Annotated in this window: 26 protein-coding genes; 16 read left to right on the top strand and 10 right to left on the bottom strand. The window is 70.4% G+C overall.

The features are described from left to right. Positions 1–235 precede the first annotated feature (235 nt). The 3 genes from fabG to AB0C82_RS17280 all read left to right on the top strand — a co-directional run bounded on the left by fabG (position 236) and on the right by AB0C82_RS17280 (position 2277). Positions 236–955 carry a 3-oxoacyl-[acyl-carrier-protein] reductase gene (gene fabG / locus AB0C82_RS17290; protein WP_362842176.1) on the top strand — a complete coding sequence of 240 codons (720 nt, stop codon included), beginning with the start codon at positions 236–238 and terminating at the stop codon, positions 953–955. Between the two features lie 5 nt (positions 956–960). Beyond that, positions 961–1728, top strand: a complete 768-nt coding sequence (gene fabI / locus AB0C82_RS17285; protein WP_362842173.1) for an enoyl-ACP reductase FabI — start codon at positions 961–963, stop codon at positions 1726–1728. Positions 1729–1908: 180 nt separating this feature from the next. Beyond that, on the top strand, positions 1909–2277 hold the full coding sequence (locus tag AB0C82_RS17280) for a hypothetical protein (RefSeq protein ID WP_362842170.1): 369 nt from the start codon (positions 1909–1911) through the stop codon (positions 2275–2277). Positions 2278–2436: 159 nt separating this feature from the next. On the opposite strand, the gene AB0C82_RS17275 is transcribed toward AB0C82_RS17280, so the two are convergent. After that, complete coding sequence (locus AB0C82_RS17275) at positions 2437–3111, bottom strand: FadR/GntR family transcriptional regulator (RefSeq protein ID WP_362842167.1); 675 nt, start codon at positions 3109–3111, stop codon at positions 2437–2439. A 56-nt stretch (positions 3112–3167) separates the two neighbouring features. Between AB0C82_RS17275 and AB0C82_RS17270 the strand changes: the two genes are divergently transcribed. The 4 genes from AB0C82_RS17270 to AB0C82_RS17255 all read left to right on the top strand — a co-directional run bounded on the left by AB0C82_RS17270 (position 3168) and on the right by AB0C82_RS17255 (position 5530). After that, on the top strand, positions 3168–4436 hold the full coding sequence (locus AB0C82_RS17270) for an MFS transporter (protein WP_362842165.1): 1269 nt from the start codon (positions 3168–3170) through the stop codon (positions 4434–4436). A 26-nt stretch (positions 4437–4462) separates the two neighbouring features. After that, the gene (locus tag AB0C82_RS17265) at positions 4463–4573 is read left to right on the top strand and encodes an SGM_5486 family transporter-associated protein (protein ID WP_256669232.1); all 111 of its coding nucleotides are present in this window, start codon (positions 4463–4465) and stop codon (positions 4571–4573) included. Between the two features lie 135 nt (positions 4574–4708). After that, complete coding sequence (locus AB0C82_RS17260) at positions 4709–4915, top strand: hypothetical protein (protein ID WP_362842162.1); 207 nt, start codon at positions 4709–4711, stop codon at positions 4913–4915. 96 nt (positions 4916–5011) lie between these two features. Further along, positions 5012–5530, top strand: a complete 519-nt coding sequence (locus AB0C82_RS17255; RefSeq protein ID WP_362842159.1) for a histidine phosphatase family protein — start codon at positions 5012–5014, stop codon at positions 5528–5530. A gap of 68 nt (positions 5531–5598) precedes the next feature. Here AB0C82_RS17255 and serB read toward each other — a convergent pair whose 3' ends face one another. Both serB and AB0C82_RS17245 read right to left on the bottom strand, forming a co-directional pair. Further along, complete coding sequence (gene serB / locus AB0C82_RS17250) at positions 5599–6855, bottom strand: phosphoserine phosphatase SerB (protein ID WP_362842156.1); 1257 nt, start codon at positions 6853–6855, stop codon at positions 5599–5601. A 169-nt stretch (positions 6856–7024) separates the two neighbouring features. Next, positions 7025–8479 carry a streptophobe family protein gene (locus AB0C82_RS17245; protein WP_362843136.1) on the bottom strand — a complete coding sequence of 485 codons (1455 nt, stop codon included), beginning with the start codon at positions 8477–8479 and terminating at the stop codon, positions 7025–7027. Between the two features lie 392 nt (positions 8480–8871). Between AB0C82_RS17245 and AB0C82_RS17240 the strand changes: the two genes are divergently transcribed. Continuing rightward, positions 8872–11436, top strand: a complete 2565-nt coding sequence (locus AB0C82_RS17240) for an FHA domain-containing protein (RefSeq protein ID WP_362842153.1) — start codon at positions 8872–8874, stop codon at positions 11434–11436. A gap of 128 nt (positions 11437–11564) precedes the next feature. Here AB0C82_RS17240 and AB0C82_RS17235 read toward each other — a convergent pair whose 3' ends face one another. The 3 genes from AB0C82_RS17235 to AB0C82_RS17225 all read right to left on the bottom strand — a co-directional run bounded on the left by AB0C82_RS17235 (position 11565) and on the right by AB0C82_RS17225 (position 14409). Next, positions 11565–12326: a transglycosylase SLT domain-containing protein gene (locus tag AB0C82_RS17235; protein WP_362842150.1), complete on the bottom strand. Its 762-nt coding sequence runs from the start codon at positions 12324–12326 to the stop codon at positions 11565–11567. Positions 12327–12613: 287 nt separating this feature from the next. Then, on the bottom strand, positions 12614–13702 hold the full coding sequence (locus AB0C82_RS17230) for an S-adenosylmethionine:tRNA ribosyltransferase-isomerase (RefSeq protein WP_362842148.1): 1089 nt from the start codon (positions 13700–13702) through the stop codon (positions 12614–12616). Then, positions 13699–14409, bottom strand: coding sequence for an SDR family NAD(P)-dependent oxidoreductase (locus AB0C82_RS17225; RefSeq protein WP_362842145.1), 711 nt, complete (start codon positions 14407–14409; stop codon positions 13699–13701). The genes AB0C82_RS17230 and AB0C82_RS17225 overlap by 4 nt, the downstream gene beginning before the upstream one ends. 241 nt (positions 14410–14650) lie before the next feature. Between AB0C82_RS17225 and AB0C82_RS17220 the strand changes: the two genes are divergently transcribed. The 3 genes from AB0C82_RS17220 to AB0C82_RS17210 all read left to right on the top strand — a co-directional run bounded on the left by AB0C82_RS17220 (position 14651) and on the right by AB0C82_RS17210 (position 16802). Next, positions 14651–15796 (top strand): GAF domain-containing sensor histidine kinase, encoded by a 1146-nt coding sequence (locus tag AB0C82_RS17220; protein ID WP_362842142.1) that lies wholly within the window; start codon positions 14651–14653, stop codon positions 15794–15796. Continuing rightward, the gene (locus AB0C82_RS17215; RefSeq protein WP_362842140.1) at positions 15789–16433 is read left to right on the top strand and encodes a response regulator transcription factor; all 645 of its coding nucleotides are present in this window, start codon (positions 15789–15791) and stop codon (positions 16431–16433) included. The genes AB0C82_RS17220 and AB0C82_RS17215 overlap by 8 nt, the downstream gene beginning before the upstream one ends. Before the next feature lie 120 nt (positions 16434–16553). After that, on the top strand, positions 16554–16802 hold the full coding sequence (locus AB0C82_RS17210) for a chaplin family protein (protein ID WP_362843133.1): 249 nt from the start codon (positions 16554–16556) through the stop codon (positions 16800–16802). Between the two features lie 158 nt (positions 16803–16960). Here the strand turns inward: AB0C82_RS17210 and AB0C82_RS17205 are convergent, their stop codons facing one another. Beyond that, a complete protein-coding gene (locus AB0C82_RS17205) occupies positions 16961–17749 on the bottom strand; it encodes a hypothetical protein (RefSeq protein WP_362842137.1) in 789 nt (262 codons plus the stop codon). A 145-nt stretch (positions 17750–17894) separates the two neighbouring features. On the opposite strand from AB0C82_RS17205, the gene AB0C82_RS17200 reads away from it, so the two are divergent. The 4 genes from AB0C82_RS17200 to AB0C82_RS17185 all read left to right on the top strand — a co-directional run bounded on the left by AB0C82_RS17200 (position 17895) and on the right by AB0C82_RS17185 (position 21128). Then, positions 17895–18692 (top strand): ABC transporter ATP-binding protein, encoded by a 798-nt coding sequence (locus tag AB0C82_RS17200; RefSeq protein WP_362842135.1) that lies wholly within the window; start codon positions 17895–17897, stop codon positions 18690–18692. A gap of 67 nt (positions 18693–18759) precedes the next feature. Then, a complete protein-coding gene (locus tag AB0C82_RS17195) occupies positions 18760–19188 on the top strand; it encodes an NfeD family protein (RefSeq protein WP_362842132.1) in 429 nt (142 codons plus the stop codon). Positions 19189–19316: 128 nt separating this feature from the next. Next, positions 19317–20276: an SPFH domain-containing protein gene (locus tag AB0C82_RS17190; RefSeq protein ID WP_362842129.1), complete on the top strand. Its 960-nt coding sequence runs from the start codon at positions 19317–19319 to the stop codon at positions 20274–20276. Positions 20277–20360: 84 nt separating this feature from the next. Beyond that, complete coding sequence (locus AB0C82_RS17185) at positions 20361–21128, top strand: sulfite exporter TauE/SafE family protein (RefSeq protein WP_362842126.1); 768 nt, start codon at positions 20361–20363, stop codon at positions 21126–21128. A gap of 61 nt (positions 21129–21189) precedes the next feature. Here AB0C82_RS17185 and AB0C82_RS17180 read toward each other — a convergent pair whose 3' ends face one another. The 3 genes from AB0C82_RS17180 to AB0C82_RS17170 all read right to left on the bottom strand — a co-directional run bounded on the left by AB0C82_RS17180 (position 21190) and on the right by AB0C82_RS17170 (position 23208). Next, a complete protein-coding gene (locus tag AB0C82_RS17180) occupies positions 21190–21696 on the bottom strand; it encodes an HNH endonuclease (protein WP_362842123.1) in 507 nt (168 codons plus the stop codon). Positions 21697–21838: 142 nt separating this feature from the next. Beyond that, positions 21839–22372 (bottom strand): YbhB/YbcL family Raf kinase inhibitor-like protein, encoded by a 534-nt coding sequence (locus tag AB0C82_RS17175; protein ID WP_362842120.1) that lies wholly within the window; start codon positions 22370–22372, stop codon positions 21839–21841. 53 nt (positions 22373–22425) lie between these two features. Continuing rightward, the gene (locus tag AB0C82_RS17170; protein ID WP_362842117.1) at positions 22426–23208 is read right to left on the bottom strand and encodes a sporulation protein; all 783 of its coding nucleotides are present in this window, start codon (positions 23206–23208) and stop codon (positions 22426–22428) included. A gap of 87 nt (positions 23209–23295) precedes the next feature. On the opposite strand from AB0C82_RS17170, the gene AB0C82_RS17165 reads away from it, so the two are divergent. Next, on the top strand, positions 23296–23937 hold the full coding sequence (locus AB0C82_RS17165) for a DNA-3-methyladenine glycosylase (RefSeq protein ID WP_362842115.1): 642 nt from the start codon (positions 23296–23298) through the stop codon (positions 23935–23937). The last annotated feature ends 428 nt before the right edge of the window (positions 23938–24365 follow it).

Genomic DNA, 24365 nt, shown 5'->3' with positions numbered 1-24365 from the left:
GGGCCTCCCCTTCTCCACCTCTGCAATGTCTCCGCAGTGAATCATGAGGGGTACGGCCTCCCGGGGGCCTTCGCTTTTCCCTGTCCGGTTTCCTTGTCCGGATTCCGTGCACGGCGCCGTTCTGTAGGAACCCCACAGAGGCCGCCCGGCGGCGCTGTCAGAGGGCGATTGCCCGCAGACGGCACGGTACCGATAGGTTTTCGATGTACCAGACCGCCAAGGAAAGGGTGATCCGTTGAGCCGCTCGGTTCTCGTCACCGGAGGAAACCGGGGCATCGGCCTCGCCATCGCCCGCGCTTTCGCCGACAACGGCGACAAGGTCGCGATCACCTACCGCTCCGGCGAGCCGCCCGAGGAACTCACCGAGGCGGGCTGCCTGGCCGTCCGTTGCGACATCACGGACACCGAGCAGGTGGAGCAGGCCTACAAGGAGATCGAGGAGAAGCACGGTCCTGTCGAGGTACTGGTCGCCAACGCCGGTATCACCAAGGACCAGTTGCTGATGCGGATGTCCGAGGAGGACTTCACGTCCGTACTCGACACCAACCTCACCGGTACCTTCCGGGTCGTGAAGCGTGCCAACCGCGGCATGCTGCGCGCCAAGAAGGGCCGCGTCGTCCTGATCTCCTCCGTCGTCGGCCTCCTCGGCTCGGCGGGACAGGCGAACTACGCCGCTTCCAAGGCGGGCCTCGTCGGCTTCGCCCGGTCGCTGGCCCGTGAGCTCGGCTCGCGGAACATCACTTTCAACGTCGTCGCGCCCGGGTTTGTCGACACCGACATGACCCAGGTGCTCACCGAGGAGCAGCGCAAGGGCATCGTCGCCCAGGTGCCGCTCGGCCGCTACGCGCAGCCCGGGGAGATCGCCGCAGCGGTGCGCTTCCTCGCCTCCGACGACGCGTCGTACATCACTGGAGCCGTCATCCCCGTTGACGGCGGATTGGGCATGGGTCACTGATCACCATGAGCGGAATTCTCGACGGCAAGCGCATCCTCATCACGGGTGTGCTGATGGAGTCGTCCATCGCTTTCCACACCGCGAAGGTGGCCCAGGAGCAGGGCGCCGAGGTGATTCTCACCGCCTGGCCCCGGCCCACGCTGACCGAACGCATCGCCAAGAAGCTGCCCAAGCCGGCGAAGGTCATCGAGCTGGACGTGACCAACGAGGAGCACCTGGACCGCCTCGCCGGCCTGGTCCGCGACGAGCTCGGTTCGCTCGACGGCGTCGTGCACTCCATCGGCTTCGCGCCGCAGGACGCGCTCGGCGGCAACTTCCTCAACACCCCGTTCGAGTCGGTCGCCACGGCGATGCACGTCTCGGCGTTCTCGCTGAAGTCGCTGGCCATGGCCTGCAAGCCGCTGATGAGCGAAGGCGGCTCGATCGTCGGTCTCACCTTCGACGCGCAGTTCGCCTGGCCGCAGTACGACTGGATGGGCCCGGCCAAGGCGGCGCTGGAGGCCACCTCCCGCTACCTCGCCCGTGACCTGGGCAAGGACAACCTGCGCTGCAACCTGATCTCGGCAGGACCGCTCGGCTCCATGGCCGCCAAGTCCATCCCGGGCTTCGGTGAGCTCGCGGACGTCTGGAACCACCGCTCCCCGCTGGCGTGGGACATGTCCGACCCGGAGCCGGCCGGCCGCGGTGTCGTCGCGCTGCTCTCGGACTTCTTCCCGAAGACCACGGGCGAGATCATCCACGTCGACGGTGGCGTGCACATGATGGGCGCCTGACCCTTCACGTCTCACGTCTCACGTCTCACGGCCGCGTACCGGTATCCGGTGCGCGGCCGTCGTGCGTTCCGGGACGTGGCCTCCGCCCGGAACCCGCCGCCTCAAGTCGAAAAGCTGGTCGATCCACCGCAGAATGTGGTGGAACCGGACTTTTGGTCAGGCTGCGGGGAGGAGACTGCTGTGCGCCCCACGCGTCGCCGAACCTCGGCCCTGCTGGCTGTCTCGGCCGCCGTCGCCGGCCTCGTCACCCCCGTCGGTGTGTACGCCGCGAACCGGGCCGGCTCCGGGGCCGCCGCCCCCCTCGCCCCCACCCCCGAGCCCGCGGGCTCGGAATGCCGTACGTCGGTCGAGGGCTCCCGGGTCATCGCGTACTGCCACAACCCGTACCCCTCCATCGACCTGGTGCAGCTGCACACCGAGTGCACCCGCTGGTGGGACGTCGACGCGGACGGCGAGGCGGTCGCGGTGGAGCCCGGCCGGACGGTCCGGCTCGACGACCGCTGCTGGAAAGAGGTCGCGTCGGCCTGGGTCAGCCACCGCCCGGGCTAGGGGCTCTCCCGTAATCCCTGGTGGATCAGCGCGCGGCGTCGGATGCGGTGCATCGCAAGGCGGAGGGACGTCCGCGTACTGGATGTATCCGGGCGTTCCGACGACACGGCGAGGTGCCGTAGCTGTCGTCGTGCGCCCGCCAGGGGTTACGTACAGCCCTCAGGGCCGGTCCACCAGGCAGTTCAGCGCGTGGCTCGCGGCCTCCGCCGCCGCCGTCTCGGCGTCGCCCGCCCGGATCGCCTCGACCAGCCGTGCGTGGTCCATGTGCTTCTCGGGCCGCAGCTCGGGGCCGACGTCGTCGCGGAGGTAGTCGCGCAGCAGATCACCCAGATCCGCGTACAGCTCCGTCAGCAAGTCGTTGTGCGAGGCGGCGACCACGGCCAGATGCAGCGTCGCGTCGGCCGCCACGAAGGCCTCGGCGTCGCCCGTGCCCCAGGCCTCCTCACGCCGTGCCATCAGCGCGTCGAGCTGCCGCATGTCCCGGTCCGTGCGCCGGACGGCGGCCAGCCGGGCCGCCGACGACTCCAGCGTCGAGCGCAGCTCGGCGACATGGCGCGGATCGGCGGACGCGAAGCGCCGGTGCATGACCCCGGCCAGCTCACTGGTGGCGGCGACGTACGTGCCGGAGCCCTGCCGGATGTCCAGCAGGCCGTTGTGCGCGAGGGCGCGCACCGCCTCACGGACGGTGTTGCGGGCCACCCCGAGCTGTTCGACCAGCTCGGGTTCGGTGGGGATCCGCGACCCCACGGGCCACTCGCCCGACGTGATCTGGTTCCTCAGCTGGGCAATCACCTGGTCGGCGAGTGCCGAACGCCGCGGAGACGTCAGCGCCATGGTGCTCCTTGTTCGGGATTGGACAACCAATCATCCCATGATTCTATGATGGGCACATGCCCGACGACGAGACACGGACCCTGAGCCCGGAGACGACGCGCCTCGACCCGCTGCCCGAGGCGCCCGCCACGGGCCCCTCCCCGTGGCTCCTGCGACTGGTCATGGCGGGACTCGTTCTCGCCGCGCTCAACCTCCGCCCCGCCATCACCAGCCTCGGCGCCCTCCTCGAAGAGGTACGGGACGGGCTCGGCATGAGCGGCAGCGTCGCGGGTGTCCTCACCTCCGTACCGCCCCTGTGCTTCGCGCTCTTCGGCGTCATGGCGCCCCGCCTCGCCCGCCGCTTCGGCGCGGGCGCGGTCGTCTTCGCGGGCATGGTGGCCATCGCCGCGGGCCTGGCGATCCGCCCCTTCGCCGGCGGCACGGCTGGCTTCCTCGCGGCCAGCGCACTCGCCCTCATGGGCATCGCCGTCAGCAACATCCTGATGCCGGTGATCGTCAAGCGCTGGTTCCCCGGCCGCGTGGGCACCATGACCGGCCTCTACTCCATGGCCCTGGCCCTGGGCACCGCGCTCGCCGCGGCGCTCACCGTGCCCATGACGCAGGCGCTCGGCGGCAGCTGGAAGGCCGGATTGGCGGTCTGGGCCGGGCTCGCGGCCGTCGCGGTCCTGCCGTGGATCCTCCTCGTACGGGACCGGGGCAACGCGCCCGGACAGCCCACCGCCCACCAGCAGCGGAACGCCCCGGTCCTCCGGATCACCCGCAGCAGGACCGGCTGGGCCCTCGCCTCGTTCTTCGGCCTCCAGGCCACCGCCGCCTACATCACCATGGGGTGGATGCCGCAGATCTTCCGCGACGCCGGAGTCCCGGCGGGCACCGCCGGCCTCCTGCTCGCGGTGACGATGGCGATGGGGGTACCCCTCGCCTTCGTCATCCCCCGCGTCGCCTCCCGTATGCGCAACCAGGGCCCCATCGCCGTCTTCCTGGGCATCTGCGGTCTCATCGGCTACGCGGGGCTCTACCTGGCGCCCGCCGCCGGCGCCTGGGTCTGGGCGCTGCTCCTCGGCATCGCCAACTGCGCCTTCCCGCTCGCGCTCACGATGATCGGCATGCGTTCGCGCACCGGCGCGGGCGTCGTCAGGCTGTCGGCCTTCGCGCAGTCCACCGGCTATCTGATCTCCATCCCCGGACCGTTGCTCGTCGGCGTGCTCTACCAGCACAGCGGGGGCTGGGAGCTGCCGATCGCGCTCATGGCCGCGCTCATGCTGCCGCAGATGGCCGCGGGCGTGCTCGCCGGACGGGACCGGACCATCGAGGACGAATGCTGAGATGCGAGACTGGAGCCATGTCTCCTGTGCTCGACCCGAACCCCCAGAACGGCCAGAAGAAGCTCCTCCTCGTCTTCGGGGCGATGCTGCTCATCACCGTGATCATCGGTGTGATCGCCTCCATCGCCTCACCCTGAGGCTCCGATGGTGGGGCTGGCCCCACCATCCCCTAGGGGGACAGGGTCAGGGTGAAGTGGGTGGGTCACCGGATGTGACCGGCGCCGCCGGGTCCGTAGGTTCTGAGTACCGAACCGAACACCCACGGAGGCGACATGCCGGCCCGTACGCACACCCGGTCCACCACGCCCCCGTCGGACGGCATCGAGGTGCGGCTGCCCTGGTGGGCCGTCGCGCTGCCCGCGCTCGCGTTCGCCGCCCTCCTGCTACTGATCGTGGGACCGGGCGAGGCGCGCGCCGCCACCGGCGATCCGGCACTCGGCCGGCTGCTCGCGCACATCATGGCCCTGCTCTCCCGCTGACACCCGTCCGGTGGGCCGTTCGAGTGATTCACCCGGACCGGGGCAGCACGTCAACACCCTGCGCCCGGCGGCACATTTCGTGCGAAGCTGAGGTGTATGAGCGCCGATACACCTCGCAGGATCGTCCTTCTCAGGCACGCCAAAGCGGAATGGTCGCAGGAATCCGACCATGAGCGGCCGCTGGCGGAACGCGGCCGCAAAGACGCGCCCGTCGCGGGCCGCAAGCTCGCCGATTCCGGCATCGACTTCGATCAGGCCCTGTGTTCGACCTCCGTCAGGACGCGTGAGACCTGGAAGCTCGCGGTCCACGAGTTCCCGCACCGTCCCAGGACCGTGTACGAGGAGAGGCTGTACGACGCCTCGCTCGGCGAACTGATCGCCGTCTTCAACGAGACTCCCGACGAGGTACACAACCTCCTGGTCATCGGCCACAACCCCGGGATGCACGCGGCCGTGGACGCGCTTTCGGGCTCTGCCGCCGGGGACGAACTGGCGAGGGTGGCCCGGGACGGGTTCCCGACCGCCGCCTACGGTGTCATCGAGTTCACCGGCACCTGGAAGTCGCTGGAGCACGGGGTCGGCAAGCTGGTCGACTACTGGACTCCGAACGACTGACCGCGGGAGAACGAGGGAAGGGCCCCGGTGCGGCATCCGCACCGGGGCCCTTCCTTGCGTACACCCGCTCAGTCGATCAGGCCGTCGGCGGCCTCGACCTCTTCACGTGTGATGCCGAGCAGATACAGCACCGTGTCCAGGAAGGGCACGTTCACCGCCGTGTGCGCGGCCTCGCGCACGACCGGCTTGGCGTTGAAGGCCACACCGAGCCCGGCCGTGTTCAGCATGTCCAGGTCGTTGGCACCGTCACCGATGGCCACGGTCTGGGCGAGCGGTACGCCCGCCTGCTCCGCGAAGCTCCGCAGCAGCCGCGCCTTGCCTGCCCGGTCCACCACGTCGCCGATGACCCGGCCCGTCAGCTTCCCGTCGAGGACCTCAAGCGTGTTGGCGGACGCGAAATCCAGGCCGAGACGTTCCTTCAGGTCGTCCGTGACCTGGGTGAACCCACCGGAGACGACCCCCACTTGGTAGCCGAGGCGCTTCAGCGTACGGATCAGGGTGCGGGCACCGGGCGTCAGCCGGACCTCGGCCCGCACCTTGTCCACCACCGACACGTCGAGCCCCGCGAGCAGCGCGACCCGGGCGTGCAGCGACTGCTCGAAATCGAGCTCGCCCCGCATGGCCTGTTCGGTCACGGCGGCGACCTCGGCCTCGCAGCCCGCGTGGGCCGCGAAGAGCTCGATCACCTCGTCCTGGATGAGCGTGGAGTCCACGTCCATGACGACCAGCCGCTGCGCCCGGCGGCTCAGCCCCGCGGAAACGACGGCGACATCGACACCGATCTGCGAGGCTTCCACCGCCAGCGCGGTCCGCAGCTCCTCGGTGCCCGTGCCGGAGACGGCGAATTCGACGGCGGTGACCGGGTACTTCGCCAGCCGGAAGATCCGGTCGATGTTGCCGCCGGTCGAGGTGATCGTGGCCGCTATGGCGGCGGTCGACTCCGCGGTGAGCGGGTGTCCCAGCACGGTCACATGGGAGCGGCCGAAGCCGCGGGGACGGTTGTCGCCGGTGCCGGAGATGATCTCGGCCTGCAGCTTCAGCGAGTCGGCCCAGCTGTGCACGGTCGCCCGCAGGTCGCCCTCGGTGGTGCCGCCCGCGGTCGGGGCGGTGACCAGGGCGCACAGGACGATGCGGCCCCGGGTGACGACCTGCTCGATGTCCACGACATCGACGGAGTACGCGGCGAGTGTGTCGAAGAGTCCGGCGGTGATGCCGGGACGGTCCTTCCCGAAGATCTTCACGAGAAGGGTGGGATCGTCGATGCCCTGACGGGACTCAGGGAACTCAGGAGACGGACGAGACTGAGGTGGCTGAGATGCGCTCATGGTGCTCCCACCGTATCGGTCCCGCCCGCAGCACCGGCCCCCTGTCCCGCCACCCGGACAGCTCTCCCCGCAGTCCCCACCCGTCTCCCGCACGACAAGGGCCGCCACGCCAGGGCCGTCCGGGCAACCTCCCGCACCCGCCGGCCATGGGAGGGCGAGAACACCGCCCTCACCTCCGCCCCGGTGACTCCTCCGGCGGCGCCCCGGGCCCCGGGCCCGGTGGCGGCGGCACGGGACGCCCGGTCCGCCCCATCACCGTCGGCGCGCCATGCATCCCCTCCGGTATCCGCAGATACGGATTCGTATCCGGGTTCGACGCCCGGTAGGGGAGCGAAGGCCGGTACGGCCCGGCGAGATCAGCCCCCGGATACCCGCCGCCCGCCACCGGTACCGCTCCCACCGCCCACGCGAGCGCCGCCCCCACCGCTCCCGCTCCGGCTCCCCACGCCGCACCCAGCCCCGCCGCCGCGCCCGCCCGCCCGTGAAGCTCGATCCCCGCCCCGAAGGCGTCGAAGCCCAGCACCGACAGCGACGCGTCCACGGACACCTCGGTCAGCCACACCAGCAGCGGCAGCGCGACCGCGCTCACGCCCCCGAGCCGTACCGCACACCGCCCCGCGAACCCGGCGGCCGACATCCCCGGCGCACGTGGCGTGCGGGCCGCCGCCAGCACCCCCGCGTACAGCAGCGTCATCCCCGAGGCCAGCGCCAGAAGCCAGATCCTGCCGTCCAGTTCGGCCAGCCTCCCGACCGTCACCGGCTGCTCCGCGGAGCCTCGTAACAACTCGTCCAACGGGTCCGGGAGCACCCCGGACAGCTCTCCCGTGGCCTCGCCGTCCCACGGCACGAACAGCCCGAGCGGCACCCCGAGCCACGCACCGTTCGGCGCCCCGAGCAGCGCGGCTCCCGCGATCCGCTTCGGGTGGGCGTCACCGACCGCCGCGTACGCCGCAGCCGCGCACCCGGCCAGTACCGCGACGAGCAGCACGGCGACCAGCGCCGAGACGGCGGGCCGCACCATCCCGTGGAACCGTGCGGCGGCGCCCGGCAGCGGTGTACGGGAGGCGAGCAGACCGATCGCGAGCACCCCGAGCACCCAGCACGCCCCGCCCGCCAGTGAGGCCCCGGTGTCGACGGCGAACCCCACCCGCGCCTCGGCCCGCCCGAGATCGGCGAGCCGGTCGGGCAGCAGCCCGCCCAGATCACCCAGCCCGTCCGGCACACCGCCGGCGGCGCCCTCACCCGCCCCCGGCAGCCGGCCCCCGTCGATCGTCACGACATCGTGACCTGCCCAGGCGAGTCCCCCCACCATCGCCAGGAACAGGGCCACCATCACCCCCACACGAGCCCCGAGTTCGCCCCAGGAAGGGCCCGCGCCCGCACCCCGCAGCGAGCGCAGGAAGAAGTAGGAGAGGGCGAGCGCGCCCACTAGGCCGACCCCCAGCGGAGTCATGTCGACCGCGGTACGGGCCTCTGCCCCGTCGAGCCCGAAGGCCGACACGTCACCGGAGGGAGTGACCGTGCCGCCGGCCCCCAGAACCACCACCGCCGCGGCCATCGGGGCCAGTTCACCGACGGAACCGGCGCCGAGAAGGTGCAGGCCCAGGGCCGCCGTCCCCGCCATCGCGGCCAGCGCCCAGCTCACCGAGGCGACCGAAGCGAGCACGATGTCCGGCCAGGGGATGCCCCGGCCCGCGGCGCCCCGGGGCCCGCCCGGCCCCGTTCCCGCCCCCGTTCCCGCCCCCGAGCCCGCCCGCGTGTCCGCAGCCATACAGGACCCCCCCAATCTGCGCCGAGATGCCCTGAGTTGACCTATTCGCTCATGATCCGTGCGTACTCGTGCGTGGTTACCACTGTCCGAGCCCGTTTCGTCCGAGTCAACGGTGCGGAGGCACAGGTCTCTCCGGGCTCTTCACTCCGCCCGGCTTTCCGATCGGCGACTGCTCCTGGAATAGTTCCCCACGATGTTCAGCATCCCTAGACTCCCTGTGACGGGAGTCTCTCGGGGGACGATTAGTGGGGCGCGGAGTGCCGGAACTCGTACTGGAATTGAATGGCAGGACCTGGACGCTCGATCCGTCCAGGTCGTACACCCTCGGACGTGATCCGCAGGGCGATCTCACGGTCGACGACGCCAGGGTGTCGTGGCGGCACGCCACGATCAGCTGGGGGGGCCGTAGTTGGTTCATCGAGGACCACGGCAGCACCAACGGCACCTACGTGCAGGGCCGGCGGATCCACCAGATGGAGATCGGGCCCGGCTCGGCGGTACACCTGGGCAACGCGACCGACGGACCGCGGCTCAGCCTCAGCGGGGCCGCCGCCGACCTCTACAGCGGCCAGGCCGCGGGAGGCGCCCAGGCCCCGGCCCCCGGCCACCCGCAGCAGGGCGGCCCGGCCGGGCCCGACCCGGCCCAGCCCCAGCAGCAGGCCTGGCAGCAGCAGCCCCAGCAGCCGGCCCAGGCCCAGCAGGGGTACGCCCCGCCGCAGGTCCCGCACCAGCAGGGCGTCCAGAAGGCGCCCGGCACGGGCGGTCCCGGTGGTTTCCCGGGTGCCCAGCCGGTGTACGGAGACCGCAGCCCCACGACGTTCCACCAGCTGGACCTCGGCCGGGTGATGCGCATCGGCCGTGCGCTGGAGAACGAGCTGGTCGTCTCCGACCTCCAGGTCTCCCGCCACCACGCCGAGTTCCACGCGACGCCCGACGGCCGCTTCGAGATCCGTGACCTCGGCTCGCACAACGGCACGTACGTCAACGGTCAGCCGCTCAGCAAGTCCGGGTCCGCCCTCATCGGCCCGAACGACATCGTCGGCGTCGGTCACTCGACCTTCCGGCTGGTCGGCGACCGCCTCGAGGAGTTCGTCGACACCGGTGAGGTCTCCTTCGCCGCCCGTCACCTCACGGTCACGGTCGACGGCGGCAAGAAGATCCTCCAGGACGTGTCGTTCGGCGTCCCGGAGAAGTCGCTGATCGGCGTCATCGGCCCCTCCGGTTCCGGAAAGTCCACCCTGCTCAAGGCGCTCACCGGCTACCGGCCCGCCAACCAGGGCGACGTCCTCTACGACAACAGGAACCTGTACAAGCAGTTCGCCGAGCTGCGCCAGCGCATCGGTCTGGTCCCGCAGGACGACATCCTGCACAAGGAACTCACCGTCACCCGCGCCCTGAAGTACGCGGCCAAGCTCCGCTTCCCCGCGGACACCACCGAGGCCGAGCGCCAGGCCCGCATTCTTGAGGTCCTCGCCGAGCTCAAGCTCGACATCCACAAGGACAAGAAGGTCACCTCGCTCTCCGGTGGCCAGCGCAAGCGCGTCTCCGTGGCCCTGGAGCTGCTCACCAAGCCCTCGCTGATCTTCCTGGACGAGCCGACATCCGGTCTCGACCCGGGCATGGACCGCGATGTCATGCAGCTGCTGCGCGGCCTCGCCGACGACGGCCGTACGGTCCTGGTGGTCACGCACTCCGTGGCCGAGCTGGCCATCTGCGACAAGCTCCTGGTGATGGCGCCCGGCGGTTCGGTCGCCTACTTCGGCCCGCCGGAGGAAGCGCTCAACTTCTTCGGCTACACCAGCTGGGCCGACGTCTTCTCCGCGTTCGAGAACTACCGCGACTACGACTGGGCGGGACGCTGGCGCGGCTCGCAGCACTACCAGATGTACGCCGCGGACATCGACGCGGTCGCCGCACAGTCCGTACACATGCCTCCCCCGCAGCAGATGCGCCCGCCGAAGCCGCAGGGCTGGGGCACGCAGCTGTGGACGCTGATCCGCCGGTACACCTCGGTGATCGCGTCCGACAAGGGCTTCATGGGTCTGATGGTGATCCTGCCCGCGGTGCTCGGCATCGTCAGCGTGGTCATCCCGGCCGACTTCGGCCTGGCACCGCCCACGCCGCCGTCCCGGTTCAACGGCGACGCGGGCACGATCATGCTGATCCTCGCGGTCGGCATGTGCTTCTCGGGCGCGGCCAACTCCGTACGAGAGCTGATCAAGGAACGGGTCATCTACGAGCGCGAGCGGGCCACCGGCCTCTCCCGCTCCGCGTACCTGATGTCCAAGGTGATCGTCCTCGGAGTGATCACGGCCATCCAGGGCGTGATCATCTGCGGCATCGGTTTCGCCACCCGCGAGCTGCCCGCCGAGGGCCTGATCATGCCGCCGGCCGTCGAGCTCTGCGTCACGATCATCGCGCTCGGCTTCACCTCGATGATGTTCGGCCTGGTCATCTCCTCGCTGGTGAAGACCTCCGAGAAGACGATGCCGCTGCTCGTCATGTTCGCGATCGTCCAGGTCGTCTTCACCGGCATCCTCTTCCAGGTCTACGGTTCGCCCGGCCTGGAGCAGTTCGCCTGGCTCATGCCCTCGCGCTGGGCCATCGCCGCGGCCGGTTCGACGCTCGACCTGGCCCACCTCATGCCGCCGTGGGACCAGAAGGACCCCACCAACCTGGACCCGCTCTGGGAGAGCACGGCCGGCCAGTGGGGCTTCAACATCTCGGTGCTGCTGTTCATCGGCATCCTCTGCGGCGTCGCGGTCGCGCGACTGCTGCGCCGCCACGAGCCGGAGGTCATGCGTAAGTAACGGGTGGGCCGCGCGCAGCCGGCCCACCCACCGCGCACGCACGGACGCCGGAGGGCGGCACCCCGCACGGGGTGCCGCCCTCCGGCGCATGTCCGGTCCGGCCGAGGCCGGTCAGGTTCGGATGCCGATCAGTACGCGCTGTTGACGTTGTCGATCGAGCCGTACTTGTCCGCGGCGTAGTTGGCCGCGGCGGTGATGTTGGCGACCGGGTCGTACTGGTCCTTGGGCGTGCCGGCGACGTGGTAGAAGTCGAACGTCGGCTTGATGACCTGCAGCAGGCCCTTGGACGGGACACCGTTGATCGCGTTGATGTCCCAGTTGTTGATGGCACGCGGGTTGCCGCTGGACTCACGCATGATGTTCTTGTGCAGCCCGTTGTACGTGCCGGGGATGCCCTTGTCCTTCATGATCGCGAGGGCCTCGCGGATCCAGCCGTCCAGGTTGTCGGCGTAGACGGGCTTGCGGTCGACGCTGCGGCTGGCGGCCTCGGCGGAACGCTTCTTGGCGTCGGCCTTGGCCTTCGCGGCGGCAGCGGCCTTCGCCTTGGCGTCCGCGGCGGCCTCGGCCTTCGCCTTGGCCTGCGCGGCGGTCTTCGCCTTCGCGGCGGCGGCCTTGGCCCGGGCGGCGTCGGCGGCCTTCACCAGGCTCTCGGCGGTGGAGTGCTGCTCGATGATGCTGGCCTGCACGGTCTTGGCCTGCGGGGCGCCTGCCGCGGAGGCGAAGACGACCGGGGCGGCGGACAGGGCCTGGGTCTTGGTCTCCGCTCCCGCTTCGGCGGGAACGAGGGAGAAGGCGAGGGCAGCCGCGCCAAGGGCGGAGACTCCGGCGACGGAGAGCTTCTGGGTCTTGTTCAGACGACGGCTACGGCTGGGGGTGCTGGACGCGAACATACAGGCATACCTCTTCGAATAGCAGGTGTCCTCACGGAGGACGAGACGGAAGCGCCGCGCTGCGCATCTCCGTCGGGGACAGCCGCAATTCTTAGCTCCAGCAAAATGCCCTGGCAAAGGTGTGACGTACGAAGCCGGGTAGTGGATCAGGTGCCCGGTCTGCCCGTCTTGCCCGCACTCATTCCAGCATTGATGCCCCTTTTGTATCCACTAGTGGACTTCGTAAGTGACCTGGGTCCTATGCCTGGGCTCACATGGGGCATGGGGCGAGCTCACGATGTGTTGCTTCAGCAATGCGGAATGTGAGGCTCTGTTTCTGGCCTTCCCGGCTCCTCGGGCAGCAGGAGATGGACGTCGCCGAACTCGTGCCAGAGATACGACCGCCGCAGGGCCTCCGCGTATCCGTGCCGCAGCGCCTCCCGGCCCGCGACCGCCTCCAGCATCAGCAGATGCGAGGCCTCCGGCTCGTGCAGCCCGGTCAGCAGGCCGTCCACCGCACGGACGCCCCGCCGCGGCGTCACCACGAGTCCGGTCCAGCCCTCGGCCGCCCGGACGGCCCCGTCCGCCCCCACCGAGGACTCCAGGGCCCGCACCGCCGTCGTGCCGACCGCGATGACCCGCCCCCCGCCCGCCCGTGCCGCGTTCACCAGCCACGCCGTCGAGCCCGGCACCGAGAACCACTCCGGGTACGGCGGCTCGTGCACCTCCGCCGAAGCCACACCCGTGTGCAGCGACAGGGGAGCGAACTGCACCCCGCGCCGCACCAGCGAGGCCACCACGGGCTCAGTGAACGGCCGGGCCGCGCTCGGCATCTCCGCCGAACCCCGGCCGTCCCGCGAGGGCACCGCGAACACCGTCTGGTACGCGGACAGCGGCTGATCCCGCTCCGTGTACCCGTACCGGATGGGACGCCCGTACCGCCGCAGCAGCTCCGGTACGTCGAACGGCGCCGCCGCCCACCACAGCCGCGCCGCCCCCGACGGCCCCAGCGGCTCCTCCAGTACGAGCCCGTGCCCGCCCGGCAGCCGCACCCGCGTCCCCCGCGGCCCGCCGTGCCGGGGGAGCGTCGCCCCCGCACCGTCCGGCCGCCGCAGCTCCACGGACCACCGCCCGTCCTCACCCAGGGTCGAGAAATGCACCACGACCCGCTCACCGCGCACCCGCCCGTTCACCGCGGCCGGCAGCGTCATCGACGTGTTGACCACCAGCACGTCCCCGGCCCTCAGCTGCCCGGGCAGCTCCCGGAACGCGTGGTGCGAGACCCGCGGCCCCCGGGAGACCAGCAGCCGTACGTCGTCACGCCCCGTACCCCGCTGCTCGGCCGGAACCCGTGCCGACAGCTCCTCGGGCACCCGCAGGGACTCCAGCGCGGTCATCGCCCGGCACCGGAGGGGTCCAGCAGCGACACCGCCGCATAACGGCCGCTCGCCGGCCGCTCCGCCAGCAGCCGGAGGAACGCGGGAGCCACACTCTCCGGAAGCGGCCTCGGGCCGTCGTCCCCGGGCACCGCCGCCGCGTACAGCTCCGTCCCCATGTCCCCGGGGTCCACGGCCCACACCCGCAGCCCCGGTTCCTCCTCGCCCAGCACCGCCGCCAGCTGGTCGAGGGCCGCCTTCGAGGCCCCGTAACCGCCCCACGTCTCGTACGGCTCGGCCGCCGCGTCCGAACTCACCACCACCACGGCCCCCGCCGCCGACGCCCGCAGCAGCGGCAAGGACTCCTGCACCAGACCCAGTGCCGCCACCACATTCGTCTCCAGGGCCAGCCGCAGCCCGTCCAGCGGGAGCTCCTCCAGACGTACGAGCGGCTCGGCCCCCAGCGCACTCGCGTTGCTCACCAGCAGATCCAGCCCGCCCAGCTCCCCGGCGGCGGCCACCAGCACCCCGCGGTGCGCCGCGTCCCTGACATCCCCCGGCACGGCCACCACCCGGGTCCCGTACCGGCTGCCGAGCTCCTGCGCCGTCCCCTCCAGCGCCCCGGCCGTCCTGGCGTCCAGCACCAGATCCCATCCCCGCCGCGCGAGCGCCGCTCCCAGCGCACGCCCCAGTCCCTTCGACGCACCCGTGATCAACGCGACCGGCATGACAACCGTCCCCTCGAAACCTCGGCCTCCACCGGGCAGCCCCCGGTGAAACCAACGTAGGAACAGCCCCCCGCGCCGCGCCTCGTCCGCGAGCCGCACCCGTGCCCCGCACTTCGTCCTACGCCCGTCCGGTCCTAGGACCGGCCACCGCCACCCGCCGGAAGTCCTAGTCCCCCCGCCCCGCGGACCGGCCGTCCACAGCCCGATACGGCTGTCGCACCCCCGCCGGTACGGTGAGCCCATGAGCCATCGCCCACCGTCGGGCCTCGCCGCGGTGAGTGCCGCGCTGCTCGCCATGAGCCGGCATCTCGAAATGCGTGACGTCCTCAAGACGATCGTCGCCTCGGCCCGCGAACTGCTCGACGCCGAATACGCCGCCCTCGGCGTCCCCGACGACCACGGCGGCTTCGCCCAGTTCGTCGTGGACGGCGTCAGTGACGAGCAGTGGAAGGCCATCGGCCCCCTGCCCAGACAGCACGGCATCCTCGCCGCGATGCTCCACCAGGCGAAGCCCGAGCGGCTCGCGGACGTCCGCGAGGACCCCCGCTTCGGGGGCTGGCCCGACGCCCACCCCGACATGTCCGACTTCCTCGGCCTGCCCATCCAGGACGGCGACGAGATCATCGGCGCGCTCTTCCTCGCCAACAAGCGCTGCCCCAAACCGGCGGGCAGCTGCGGCTTCACCGCCGAGGACGAGGAGCTCCTCTCGATCCTCGCCCAGCACGCGGCGATCGCCCTCACCAACGCGCGGCTCTACGAGAGGAGCCGCGAGCTCACCATCGTGGAGGAGCGCTCCCGGCTGGCCCACGAGCTGCACGACGCGGTCAGCCAGAAGCTCTTCTCTCTCCGGCTGACCGCCCAGGCCGCCGCCGCCCTCGTCGACCGGGACCCCGCCCGCGCCAAGGACGAGCTCCAGCAGGTCGCCGCCCTCGCCGCGGAAGCGGTGGACGAACTGCGCGCGGCCGTCGTGGAGCTGCGTCCCGCCGCCCTGGACGAGGACGGCCTGGTCGCCACGCTCCGGACCCAGAGCCAGGTCCTGGACCGCGCGCACACCGCCCAGGTCACCTTCGAGAGCGCGGGGGTACGGGCCCTGCCCGCCACCCAGGAGGAGGCGCTGCTCCGGGTGTCCCAGGAGGCCCTGCACAACGCACTGCGCCACTCCGGCGCGGCACACGTCGCCGTCTCCCTGGTACGCCACGGCGCCGGCGCCGTCCTGCGGATCACCGACGACGGCAGCGGCTTCGACACCGCGGCCGTCCGGAAGGCCGGCCGTCACCTCGGCCTGGTGTCCATGCGCCACCGCGCCGGCAGCGTCGGCGGAAGACTCACCGTCGAATCGGCGCCCGGAAAGGGCACCACGATCGAGATGGAGGTGCCCAGTGGCTGACAAGACCATCAAGGTGCTGCTGGTGGACGACCACCAGGTGGTGCGCCGAGGGCTGCGTACGTTCCTGGAGGTCCAGGACGACATAGAGGTCGTCGGAGAGGCCGCGGACGGCGCCGAGGGCGTCGCCCGGACCGAGGAGCTGCGTCCCGACGTCGTCCTGATGGACATCAAGATGCCGGGCACGGACGGCATCGACGCCCTGCGCAAGCTCCGGGAGCTGGGCAACCCGGCCAAGGTCCTGATCGTCACCAGCTTCACCGAACAGCGGACCGTCGTCCCGGCACTGCGCGCCGGAGCCTCGGGTTACGTGTACAAGGACGTGGACCCGGACGCGCTGGCCGGCGCCATCCGCTCCGTCCACGCGGGGCATGTGCTGCTCCAGCCCGAGGTCGCCGGGGCACTCCTCGCCCAGGACGACGCGGGCAGCGGTACGGGCCGGGGGAGCACCCTCACCGAGCGGGAACGCGAGGTGCTCGGACTGATCGCCGACGGCCGCTCCAACCGGGAGATCGCCCGGGCGCTGGTCCTCTCGGAGAAGACGGTCAAGACCCACGTCTCGAACATCCTGATGAAGCTGGACCTCTCGGACCGAACCCAGGCGGCACTATGGGCGGTGCGTAACGGGGCGGCAGACTGATAGCCGAAGATTCATACTGTCGGGTGTATGTCACCCACACGGCGCATCCTGTGGGGCTCCCGGGCGTTCTCCATGGCGTGCTGCGGCGGTAGGCCGCAGCGTTTCCAGGAGGAGCCAGAAGTGAAGAACCTCAAGAAGGCCGCTGCCGTCACCATGATCGCCGGCGGGATCATCGCCGCCGGTGCGGGCGCCGCCTCCGCCACCGTTCACGGCGCGGGCGCCCACGGCACGGCCGTCAACTCCCCGGGTGTCGGCTCGGGCAACCTCGTCCAGGTCCCGGTGCACGTCCCCGTCAACGTCGTGGGCAACACGGTCAACGTGATCGGCCTGCTCAACCCGGCGTTCGGCAACTTCGGCGTGAACCACTGACCGACTCGTCGGCCAGACCGCCGGGCGGGCCCATTCCCCCAGCCCGCCCGGCGTTCGAGGACGGATCTCGCGCACAGGAGCGGTGCCCCGGATCAAGCCCGTCCGGCGTCCGAGGACAAGAGCACCCCGGGCACCCACCCCGCCGCGCACCGCACCCGCTACCGCCGCCCCCTCTCGCCCTCCTCCACATACGCGTTGTACGCCGCCACCTGAGCCCGCCGAGCCACCCGCTCCACCGGCCGCAGCGCCTCCCCCCGCGCCGAGATCTCCGCAGCGGTCACCGCACCGCCCGGCCCGTTCTCGTACGCCACCGAGACCAGCAGCCCGACCCGCTGCGCCAGCTCCAGCACCCGCACCGCCCGCGGCGGATATCCCGGGGCCAACACCTCGCGCCCCCGCTCCGCCCGTGCCCGGTACGCGTCCACCGCGGCCTCGGCCACCGGCCCGGAGCCCGCCACGTCCAGCCGCGCCAGCACCGCCGTCGCATCCCGCAACGCCTCCGCCAGCTCCCGCTCCGCCTCGCCGAGCGACGGCACGTCCGCGGGCGGCGCGTCCCGCACCGGCAGGCAGCGCCACACCACCTCGACGTGCAGATCCCCCGCGGGCCCCACCTCACGTACCTCGGGCACGAGCCCGTACGGCACCCCGGAAGCCACCACGGCCTCCTCCGCCTCCAGCGCCCGCGCGTTGAACTCCGGAGGCCCGCTGAGCCCCAGCGGATGCCCCGACACCGGCAGCGCGACCCGGAAACCGGTCGCCCCCAGCGCCCGCAGCCGCCCGAGCGCCAGCGTCAGCCCGACCGGACCGGCCTCACCGGGCACCCCTTCCACGCGGTGCACCGCGTCCTCCCCGACGATCGCGAGCGCCGCGTCGTCCGGTGATACGAGTCCTGCCACAAGCGCGTTTCCCCAGGCCGCGAAGAGCCCTGAGCGTGGTTCCGAAAGCATGGCGACAGCCTAGGGAATGCGCGCCGGGCCCGTCATCACACCGGCCCAGCGGCTGAAGCGCTCCCGGGGTGGCGTAGGTTTTCCCTGGGAGCTGTGCCTTCAGGCACGCGACGATCTCGAGACTGCATGGGGAGACAACGCGCTCATGAGCGATGTACTGGAGCTGGTGGACGTATCCGTGGTCCGCGACGGACGCGCTCTGGTGGACGACGTCTCCTGGTCGGTCAAGGAGGGTGAGCGCTGGGTCATCCTCGGACCGAACGGCGCCGGAAAGACCACCCTCCTCAACATCGCGTCCAGCTACCTCTTCCCCAGCACCGGCACCGCCACGGTCCTCGGCGAGCAGCTCGGCGGCGTGGGCACCGACGTGTTCGACCTCCGCCCCCGCATCGGTATCGCGGGCGTCGCCATGGCCGACAAGCTGCCCAAGCGCCAGACCGTGCTGCAGACGGTGCTCACCGCCGCGTACGGCATGACGGCCACCTGGCACGAGAACTACGACGCCGTCGACGAGGACCGCGCCCGCGCATTCCTCGACCGGCTCGGCATGACCGAGTTCCTGGAGCGCAAGTTCGGCACCCTCTCCGAGGGCGAGCGCAAGCGCACGCTGATCGCCCGCGCGATGATGACCGACCCCGAGCTGCTCCTCCTCGACGAGCCCGCCGCCGGTCTCGACCTCGGCGGCCGCGAGGACCTGGTCCGCCGTCTCGGCCGGCTCGCCCGCGACCCGTTCGCACCCTCCATGATCATGGTCACCCACCACGTCGAGGAGATCGCGCCCGGGTTCACGCACGTCCTGATGATCCGTCAGGGCAAGGTCCTCGCCGCGGGCCCCATGGAGACCGAACTCAGCTCCCGCAACCTCTCCCTCTGCTTCGGTCTGCCCCTCGTCGTCGAGCACACCGGCGACCGCTACACGGCCCACGGACTGCCGCTCTCCTGACACTTGGCGGAACAGCCCCCCGCCCGCGCCCTGTTGGCGGGGGCCCTCGCGGTCCTACGATGACGATGTGGAAATCGACGCGTGGGTGTGGTGGCTGATCGCAGCGGTGGGACTGGGCATCCCCCTCGTCCTCACCGCGATGCCCGAATTCGCAATGTTCGCCGCGGGAGCCGTCGCGGCGGCGATCGTCGCCGCCCTCGGCGGCGGCATCGTGGCCCAGGTGCTGGTCTTCGTCGCGGTGTCCGTGGCCCTGATCGCCGTGGTGCGCCCGATCGCCGCCCGGCACCGAGGCGCCCGCCCACCTCACGCGACGGGCATCGACGCCCTGAAAGGCCGTCAGGCGGTCGTGCTGGAACGGGTCGACGGCAGCGGCGGCCGTATCAAGCTCGCCGGTGAGATCTGGTCCGCCCGCGCACTCGACAGCGACCAGGCCTTCGAACCCGGTCAACAGGTCGACGTCGTCGACATCGACGGGGCCACCGCCGTCGTCATGTGACCGAACTGCGCGCACGGCAGCCGGAGTTCTGACAAACTCGATGTCGATCATCATGAGAATTCGACAGTCATGAGATCTCGACCAAGATCACCGCGATCCGTCGGCAACCGAAGGGCACGAGGCACACGATGCAACCGATCATCATCGTCCTGATCATCCTGGTGGTGCTCGTCTTCATCGCGCTGATCAAGACGATCCAGGTCATCCCGCAGGCCAGTGCCGCCATCGTCGAGCGCTTCGGCCGCTACACCCGCACCCTCAACGCCGGGCTGAACATCGTCGTCCCGTTCATCGACTCCATCCGCAACCGGATCGACCTCCGCGAACAGGTAGTACCCTTCCCGCCCCAGCCGGTGATCACCCAGGACAACCTGGTGGTCAACATCGACACGGTCATCTACTACCAGGTGACCGATGCCCGCGCCGCGACCTACGAGGTCGCGAGCTACATCCAGGCGATCGAACAGCTCACCGTCACCACCCTCCGCAACATCATCGGTGGCATGGACCTGGAGCGGACCCTCACCTCCCGCGAGGAGATCAACGCGGCGCTGCGCGGGGTCCTGGACGAGGCCACCGGCAAATGGGGCATCCGCGTCAACCGCGTCGAGCTCAAGGCCATCGAACCGCCCACCTCCATCCAGGACTCGATGGAGAAGCAGATGCGTGCCGACCGCGACAAGCGCGCCGCGATCCTCAACGCGGAAGGCATCAGGCAGTCCGCGATCCTCACCGCCGAAGGCGAGAAGCAGTCCGCGATCCTGCGCGCCGAGGGTGAGGCCAAGGCATCGGCCCTGCGCGCCGAAGGCGAGTCCCAGGCCATCCGTACGGTGTTCGAGGCCATCCACGCAGGAGACCCCGACCAGAAGCTCCTCTCGTACCAGTACCTCCAGATGCTCCCGAAGATCGCCGAGGGCGACGCCAACAAGCTCTGGATCGTCCCGAGCGAGATCGGCGACGCCTTGAAGGGCCTCAGCGGCGCCTTCGGCAACCTCGGCAGCGGCGCCCCCGGCTTCAACACCGGCGGCAACGGCAACGGCAACGGCAACAGCGGCCAGGAGCGCCGCGAGGAACCCCCCGTCAGCTGACGGGAATCCACCTTCGTGCATGATCAGTGCGGCCCCTCGACCTTCATGGCGGGGAGGCATCACTGACCATCGAAGGAGATGGCCTTGTCCATCTGGGAAATCCTCGCGATCTTCGCGGCGGGTGTCGGCGCGGGCACGATCAACACGATCGTCGGCTCGGGCACGCTGATCACCTTCCCCGTCCTGCTCGCCACCGGCCTGCCACCCGTGACCGCCACCGTCTCCAACGCCCTCGGCCTGATCCCCGGCTCGGTGAGCGGCGCGATCGGCTACCGCAAGGAGCTCGCCGGGCAGCGGCGCCGCGTACTGAAACTCTGCGTCGGCGCCGCCATCGGGGGCCTCACCGGAGCCACGCTTCTCCTGGCCCTGCCCTCGACGGCGTTCGAGACGATCGTCCCGGTCCTCGTCGCACTCGCCCTCGTGCTGGTCATCCTGCAACCCCGCATCAGCAAAGTGGTGCAGCGCCGCCGGGAGCGCAACGGCACCCGCCCCCACCCCGACGGAGGACCGGCCCTCTACACGGGGCTGACCCTCGCCAGCGTCTACGGCGGCTACTTCACCGCCGCCCAGGGCATCATCTATCTCTCCCTGATGGGAATGCTGCTCGACGACACGATGCAGCGCCTGAACGCCGTCAAGAACGTCCTCGCGGCCGTCGTCAACAGCATCGCCGCACTCTTCTTCCTCTTCGTCGCCGACTTCGACTGGACGGCCGTCGTCCTCATCGCCGTCGGCTCGGCCATCGGAGGCCAGATCGGCGCGAAGGTGGGCCGGCGTCTCAGCCCCGCCTTCCTGCGCGCCTTCATCGTGGTGGTCGGCATGGCCGCCATCGTCCAGTTGCTGCTCCGCTGACGTGCGGAAGCCCGCCTCCCCCCGGAGGCGGGCTTCCGATACGTCGAAGGGCCCACCCGGACTACGCCGCGGACCGCTCCAGCCACTCCGGCAGCGCCGACCGGTCACCGGCCCCCATCGCCAGCAGCATCGCCTCGGCGGGCGACGGGACGAAGGGCTGCCGCAGCAAGGGCATCCCCGCCTGCTCCGGCGTCCGCGCCGCCTTGCGGTGGTTGTCCTCGGCGCACGAGGCCACCGTGTTCAGCCACGAGTCCTGACCCCCCTGGGCACGCGGCACCACGTGGTCGACCGTGCTCGCCCTGCGCCCGCAGTACGCACACCGGTGCTGGTCCCGTATGAGCACACCCCGTCTGGACCACGGGGCCTGTCTTCGGAACGGCACCCGTACGTACCGGCACAGCCTGATCACCCGGGGCACCGGAATGTCGACGGCGGCACCGCGCATACGGAGGTCTGGATGCGACTGCTCGACCACGGCCTTGTCCGTCAGGATCAGCACCACCGCACGGTTGAGAGTCACCGTCGACAGCGGCTCGAAGCTCGCATTCAGAACCAGCGTGTCCCGCATCTCGCCCACCTCCCGTGTGCCGCCCGCCCCCTGGCAGGCCCGGATCAACTCTGGCTGGGCGGGCCGTGATGGACAACGCAATTAAAAAATGCCCTGCCCTGATCTCTCCAAGACCAGGGCAGGGCAAACAGCGGCGGAACTTTCAGCTCGCCGGAGCCTCGTACTCACCGACGAGCTGAGCACGGCCCAGCGTGTGGAACCGCAGATTGAATCCGACGACCGCCGGCGACACGTCACTGTCCACACCGAGCTGCTCGGAGTCCACCGCGTACACGGTGAACACGTAGCGGTGGTTCTCCCCGGCCGGCGGCGCGGCTCCGCCGAACTCCTTGGATCCGTAGTCGTTACGGACGTGGACGGCCCCGGCGGGCAGTCCGTCGAACTTCCCGCTGCCCGCACCGGCCGGCAGTTCGGTGACCGACGCCGGGATGTCGAAGAGCACCCAGTGCCAGAACCCGCTGCCCGTAGGGGCATCGGGATCGAAGCACGTCACGGCGAAGCTCCTGGTCTCCGCGGGGAAGCCCTCCCACCGCAGTTGCGGCGAAGTGTTCCCTCCCGCGAGCACCTGCGCGTCCGCGAGCACACCCCCCGGCTCCAGGTCCTGGCTCACCACGGTGAACGGGGGAACCCCGGGATGGAAATCGTGCGGCAGCGGCGCCCTCTTCGAGTGGGTCACGTCAGCACCTCTCCTGAATCGGCTCTTCTGCGGTCAGCGGTCTCCCACCGACCCTAGAGCCAGTTGCGCTGTCCACCGACCTGGGCGAGCCACTGGTTGAGGTACGCCACCCAGTCGGTGCCCTGGAAGTCGTTGTGACCGACCTTGAACGTGCGGTACGAGTCGCTGCCCTCGCTGAAGAGCCCCGGCTTCTTGTCCATCTCCAGCACGACGTCCATCTCGCGGTCGTCCGCGACGAACGTCAGCTCGACCTGGTTCAGTCCGCGGTACTGCTGCGGCGGGACGAACTCGATCTCCTGGTAGAACGGCAGGCGCTGACGCGTGCCGCGGATGTGACCGCGCTCCATGTCGGCGCTGCGGAAGCCGAAACCGAGCTGCCCGAAGGCATCGAGGATCGCCTGCTGCGCCGGCAGCGGGTGCACGTTGATCGGGTCCAGGTCACCGGAGTCCACCGCGCGGGCGATCTCCAGCTCGGTCGTCACACCGATGTTCATGCCGCGCAGGTGCTGCCCGCCGAACATCGTGATCGGCGTCTCCCACGGGATCTCCAGCCCGAACGGGACGACGTGCACCGCACCGGCCTTCACCTCCAGGGCACCACCCAGCCGCAGCTTGGTGAACTCGATGTCCTGCTTCGTCTCCTGGTCCTGGCCCTCTACCTCGACCCGCGCCTGCAGGCCGACGGAGAGCGCCTCCACCTGCTGGTCCACGGACCCGCCCTGGATACGTACCTCGCCCTGCACGACCCCACCGGGGACGACGTTCAGCTCGGTCAGCTCGGTCTCCACCGAAGCGCCACCGGCACCCATGCTCGCGAGAAGCCTCTTGAAGCCCATGTTCTCTCCTTCTTGGTCCTGACCCCTACATACGCGCCACGACCGTAGCCGGTTCCCGGACGCGCGGCCCCAGTACCCTCGGACGCCATGACCGACGGCATGGCACGCACGCCGCTGACGCGGGATTTCTTCGACAGGTCCGTACTGGAGGTCGCACCCGACCTGCTGGGCCGCACGCTCGTCCGTACGACGGAGGACGGACCCATCGAGGTACGGCTCACCGAGGTGGAGGCGTACGCGGGTGAGGTCGACCCGGGCTCGCACGCCTTCCGCGGCCTCACGCGGCGCAACCACGCCATGTTCGGCCCGCCCGGTCACGCGTACGTCTACTTCACGTACGGCATGTGGCACTGCCTCAATCTCGTGTGCGGCCCGGAAGGTATGGCGAGCGGTGTCCTGCTCCGGGCCGGCGCCGTCGAAGCCGGTGTGGAGCGGGCCCGTAAGCGGAGGCACTCGGCCCGCAGCGACATGGAACTGGCCAAAGGCCCGGCACGTCTCGCCACGGCCCTCGGCGTCGACAGGGCACTCAACGGCGACGACGTCGTCGCGGGCCCGTCCTCGCCTCTGTATGTACTGCACGGCAGCCCGCCGCCCCGCGACCACGTACGCAGCGGTCCGCGCACGGGCGTGGGAGGCGGGGGCGCGCATCAGCCCTGGCGTTTCTGGATCGAGGGCGACCCGACCGTGAGCCGGTACCGGGCCCACGCGCCCCGCCGTCGCGCGACTTGACTCGCCACCTGGCGGCCCCTAATGTAGTCCGAGCCGCTTGAACGAATGCTGTTGTCGGAACGGTTCATCGAACCGGGTCCTGGCTTCTCGGAGCGGCCAACCACTACCTACGAGTCACCCTGGCGGGTGCGAATTCGGCGTGCCGTAATTCGCCCCATCGGCTCGATTATGAGCAGCCATGGAAATCGGCTAACGTAGTGGACACGCCGAAAGGCAAAAGGCCCTCCAACAGGCCGCCGGAATCAAATTCGGACCGGAAACGGAACGAAATGGGTCTGGTAAGGTTGGAACCGCCGGAAAGGGAAAACGCGAAAGCGAAGAACTGGAAAGCGAAACCCGCTTCGACCGGGAATCGGACACGAAAGAGTCTGATAGAGTCGGAAACGCAAGAACGAAGGGAAGCGCCCGGAGGGCCCCGGTGAAACGGG

Source organism: Streptomyces sp. NPDC048560 (genome assembly GCF_040650955.1).
In the GTDB taxonomy this organism is placed as follows: Bacteria; Actinomycetota; Actinomycetes; order Streptomycetales; family Streptomycetaceae; genus Streptomyces.
The sequence above is the reverse complement of the archived record's forward strand: the minus strand, read 5'-3'. Positions and strand labels throughout refer to the sequence as shown.

Excerpts from the sequence above, each read along its gene's own strand:
- fabI (WP_362842173.1), top strand. The coding sequence starts at position 961 with ATGAGCGGAATTCTCGACGGCAAGCGCATCCTCATCACGGGTGTGCTG.
- AB0C82_RS17275 (WP_362842167.1), bottom strand. The coding sequence starts at position 3,111 with ATGGCGCTGACGTCTCCGCGGCGTTCGGCACTCGCCGACCAGGTGATT.
- AB0C82_RS17270 (WP_362842165.1), top strand. The coding sequence starts at position 3,168 with ATGCCCGACGACGAGACACGGACCCTGAGCCCGGAGACGACGCGCCTC.
- AB0C82_RS17260 (WP_362842162.1), top strand. The coding sequence starts at position 4,709 with ATGCCGGCCCGTACGCACACCCGGTCCACCACGCCCCCGTCGGACGGC.
- AB0C82_RS17255 (WP_362842159.1), top strand. The coding sequence starts at position 5,012 with ATGAGCGCCGATACACCTCGCAGGATCGTCCTTCTCAGGCACGCCAAA.
- serB (WP_362842156.1), bottom strand. The coding sequence starts at position 6,855 with ATGAGCGCATCTCAGCCACCTCAGTCTCGTCCGTCTCCTGAGTTCCCT.
- AB0C82_RS17245 (WP_362843136.1), bottom strand. The coding sequence starts at position 8,479 with ATGGCGGGGACGGCGGCCCTGGGCCTGCACCTTCTCGGCGCCGGTTCC.
- AB0C82_RS17235 (WP_362842150.1), bottom strand. The coding sequence starts at position 12,326 with ATGTTCGCGTCCAGCACCCCCAGCCGTAGCCGTCGTCTGAACAAGACC.
- AB0C82_RS17230 (WP_362842148.1), bottom strand. The coding sequence starts at position 13,702 with ATGACCGCGCTGGAGTCCCTGCGGGTGCCCGAGGAGCTGTCGGCACGG.
- AB0C82_RS17225 (WP_362842145.1), bottom strand. The coding sequence starts at position 14,409 with ATGCCGGTCGCGTTGATCACGGGTGCGTCGAAGGGACTGGGGCGTGCG.
- AB0C82_RS17220 (WP_362842142.1), top strand. The coding sequence starts at position 14,651 with ATGAGCCATCGCCCACCGTCGGGCCTCGCCGCGGTGAGTGCCGCGCTG.
- AB0C82_RS17205 (WP_362842137.1), bottom strand. The coding sequence starts at position 17,749 with ATGCTTTCGGAACCACGCTCAGGGCTCTTCGCGGCCTGGGGAAACGCG.
- AB0C82_RS17200 (WP_362842135.1), top strand. The coding sequence starts at position 17,895 with ATGAGCGATGTACTGGAGCTGGTGGACGTATCCGTGGTCCGCGACGGA.
- AB0C82_RS17190 (WP_362842129.1), top strand. The coding sequence starts at position 19,317 with ATGCAACCGATCATCATCGTCCTGATCATCCTGGTGGTGCTCGTCTTC.
- AB0C82_RS17180 (WP_362842123.1), bottom strand. The coding sequence starts at position 21,696 with ATGCGGGACACGCTGGTTCTGAATGCGAGCTTCGAGCCGCTGTCGACG.
- AB0C82_RS17170 (WP_362842117.1), bottom strand. The coding sequence starts at position 23,208 with ATGGGCTTCAAGAGGCTTCTCGCGAGCATGGGTGCCGGTGGCGCTTCG.
- AB0C82_RS17165 (WP_362842115.1), top strand. The coding sequence starts at position 23,296 with ATGACCGACGGCATGGCACGCACGCCGCTGACGCGGGATTTCTTCGAC.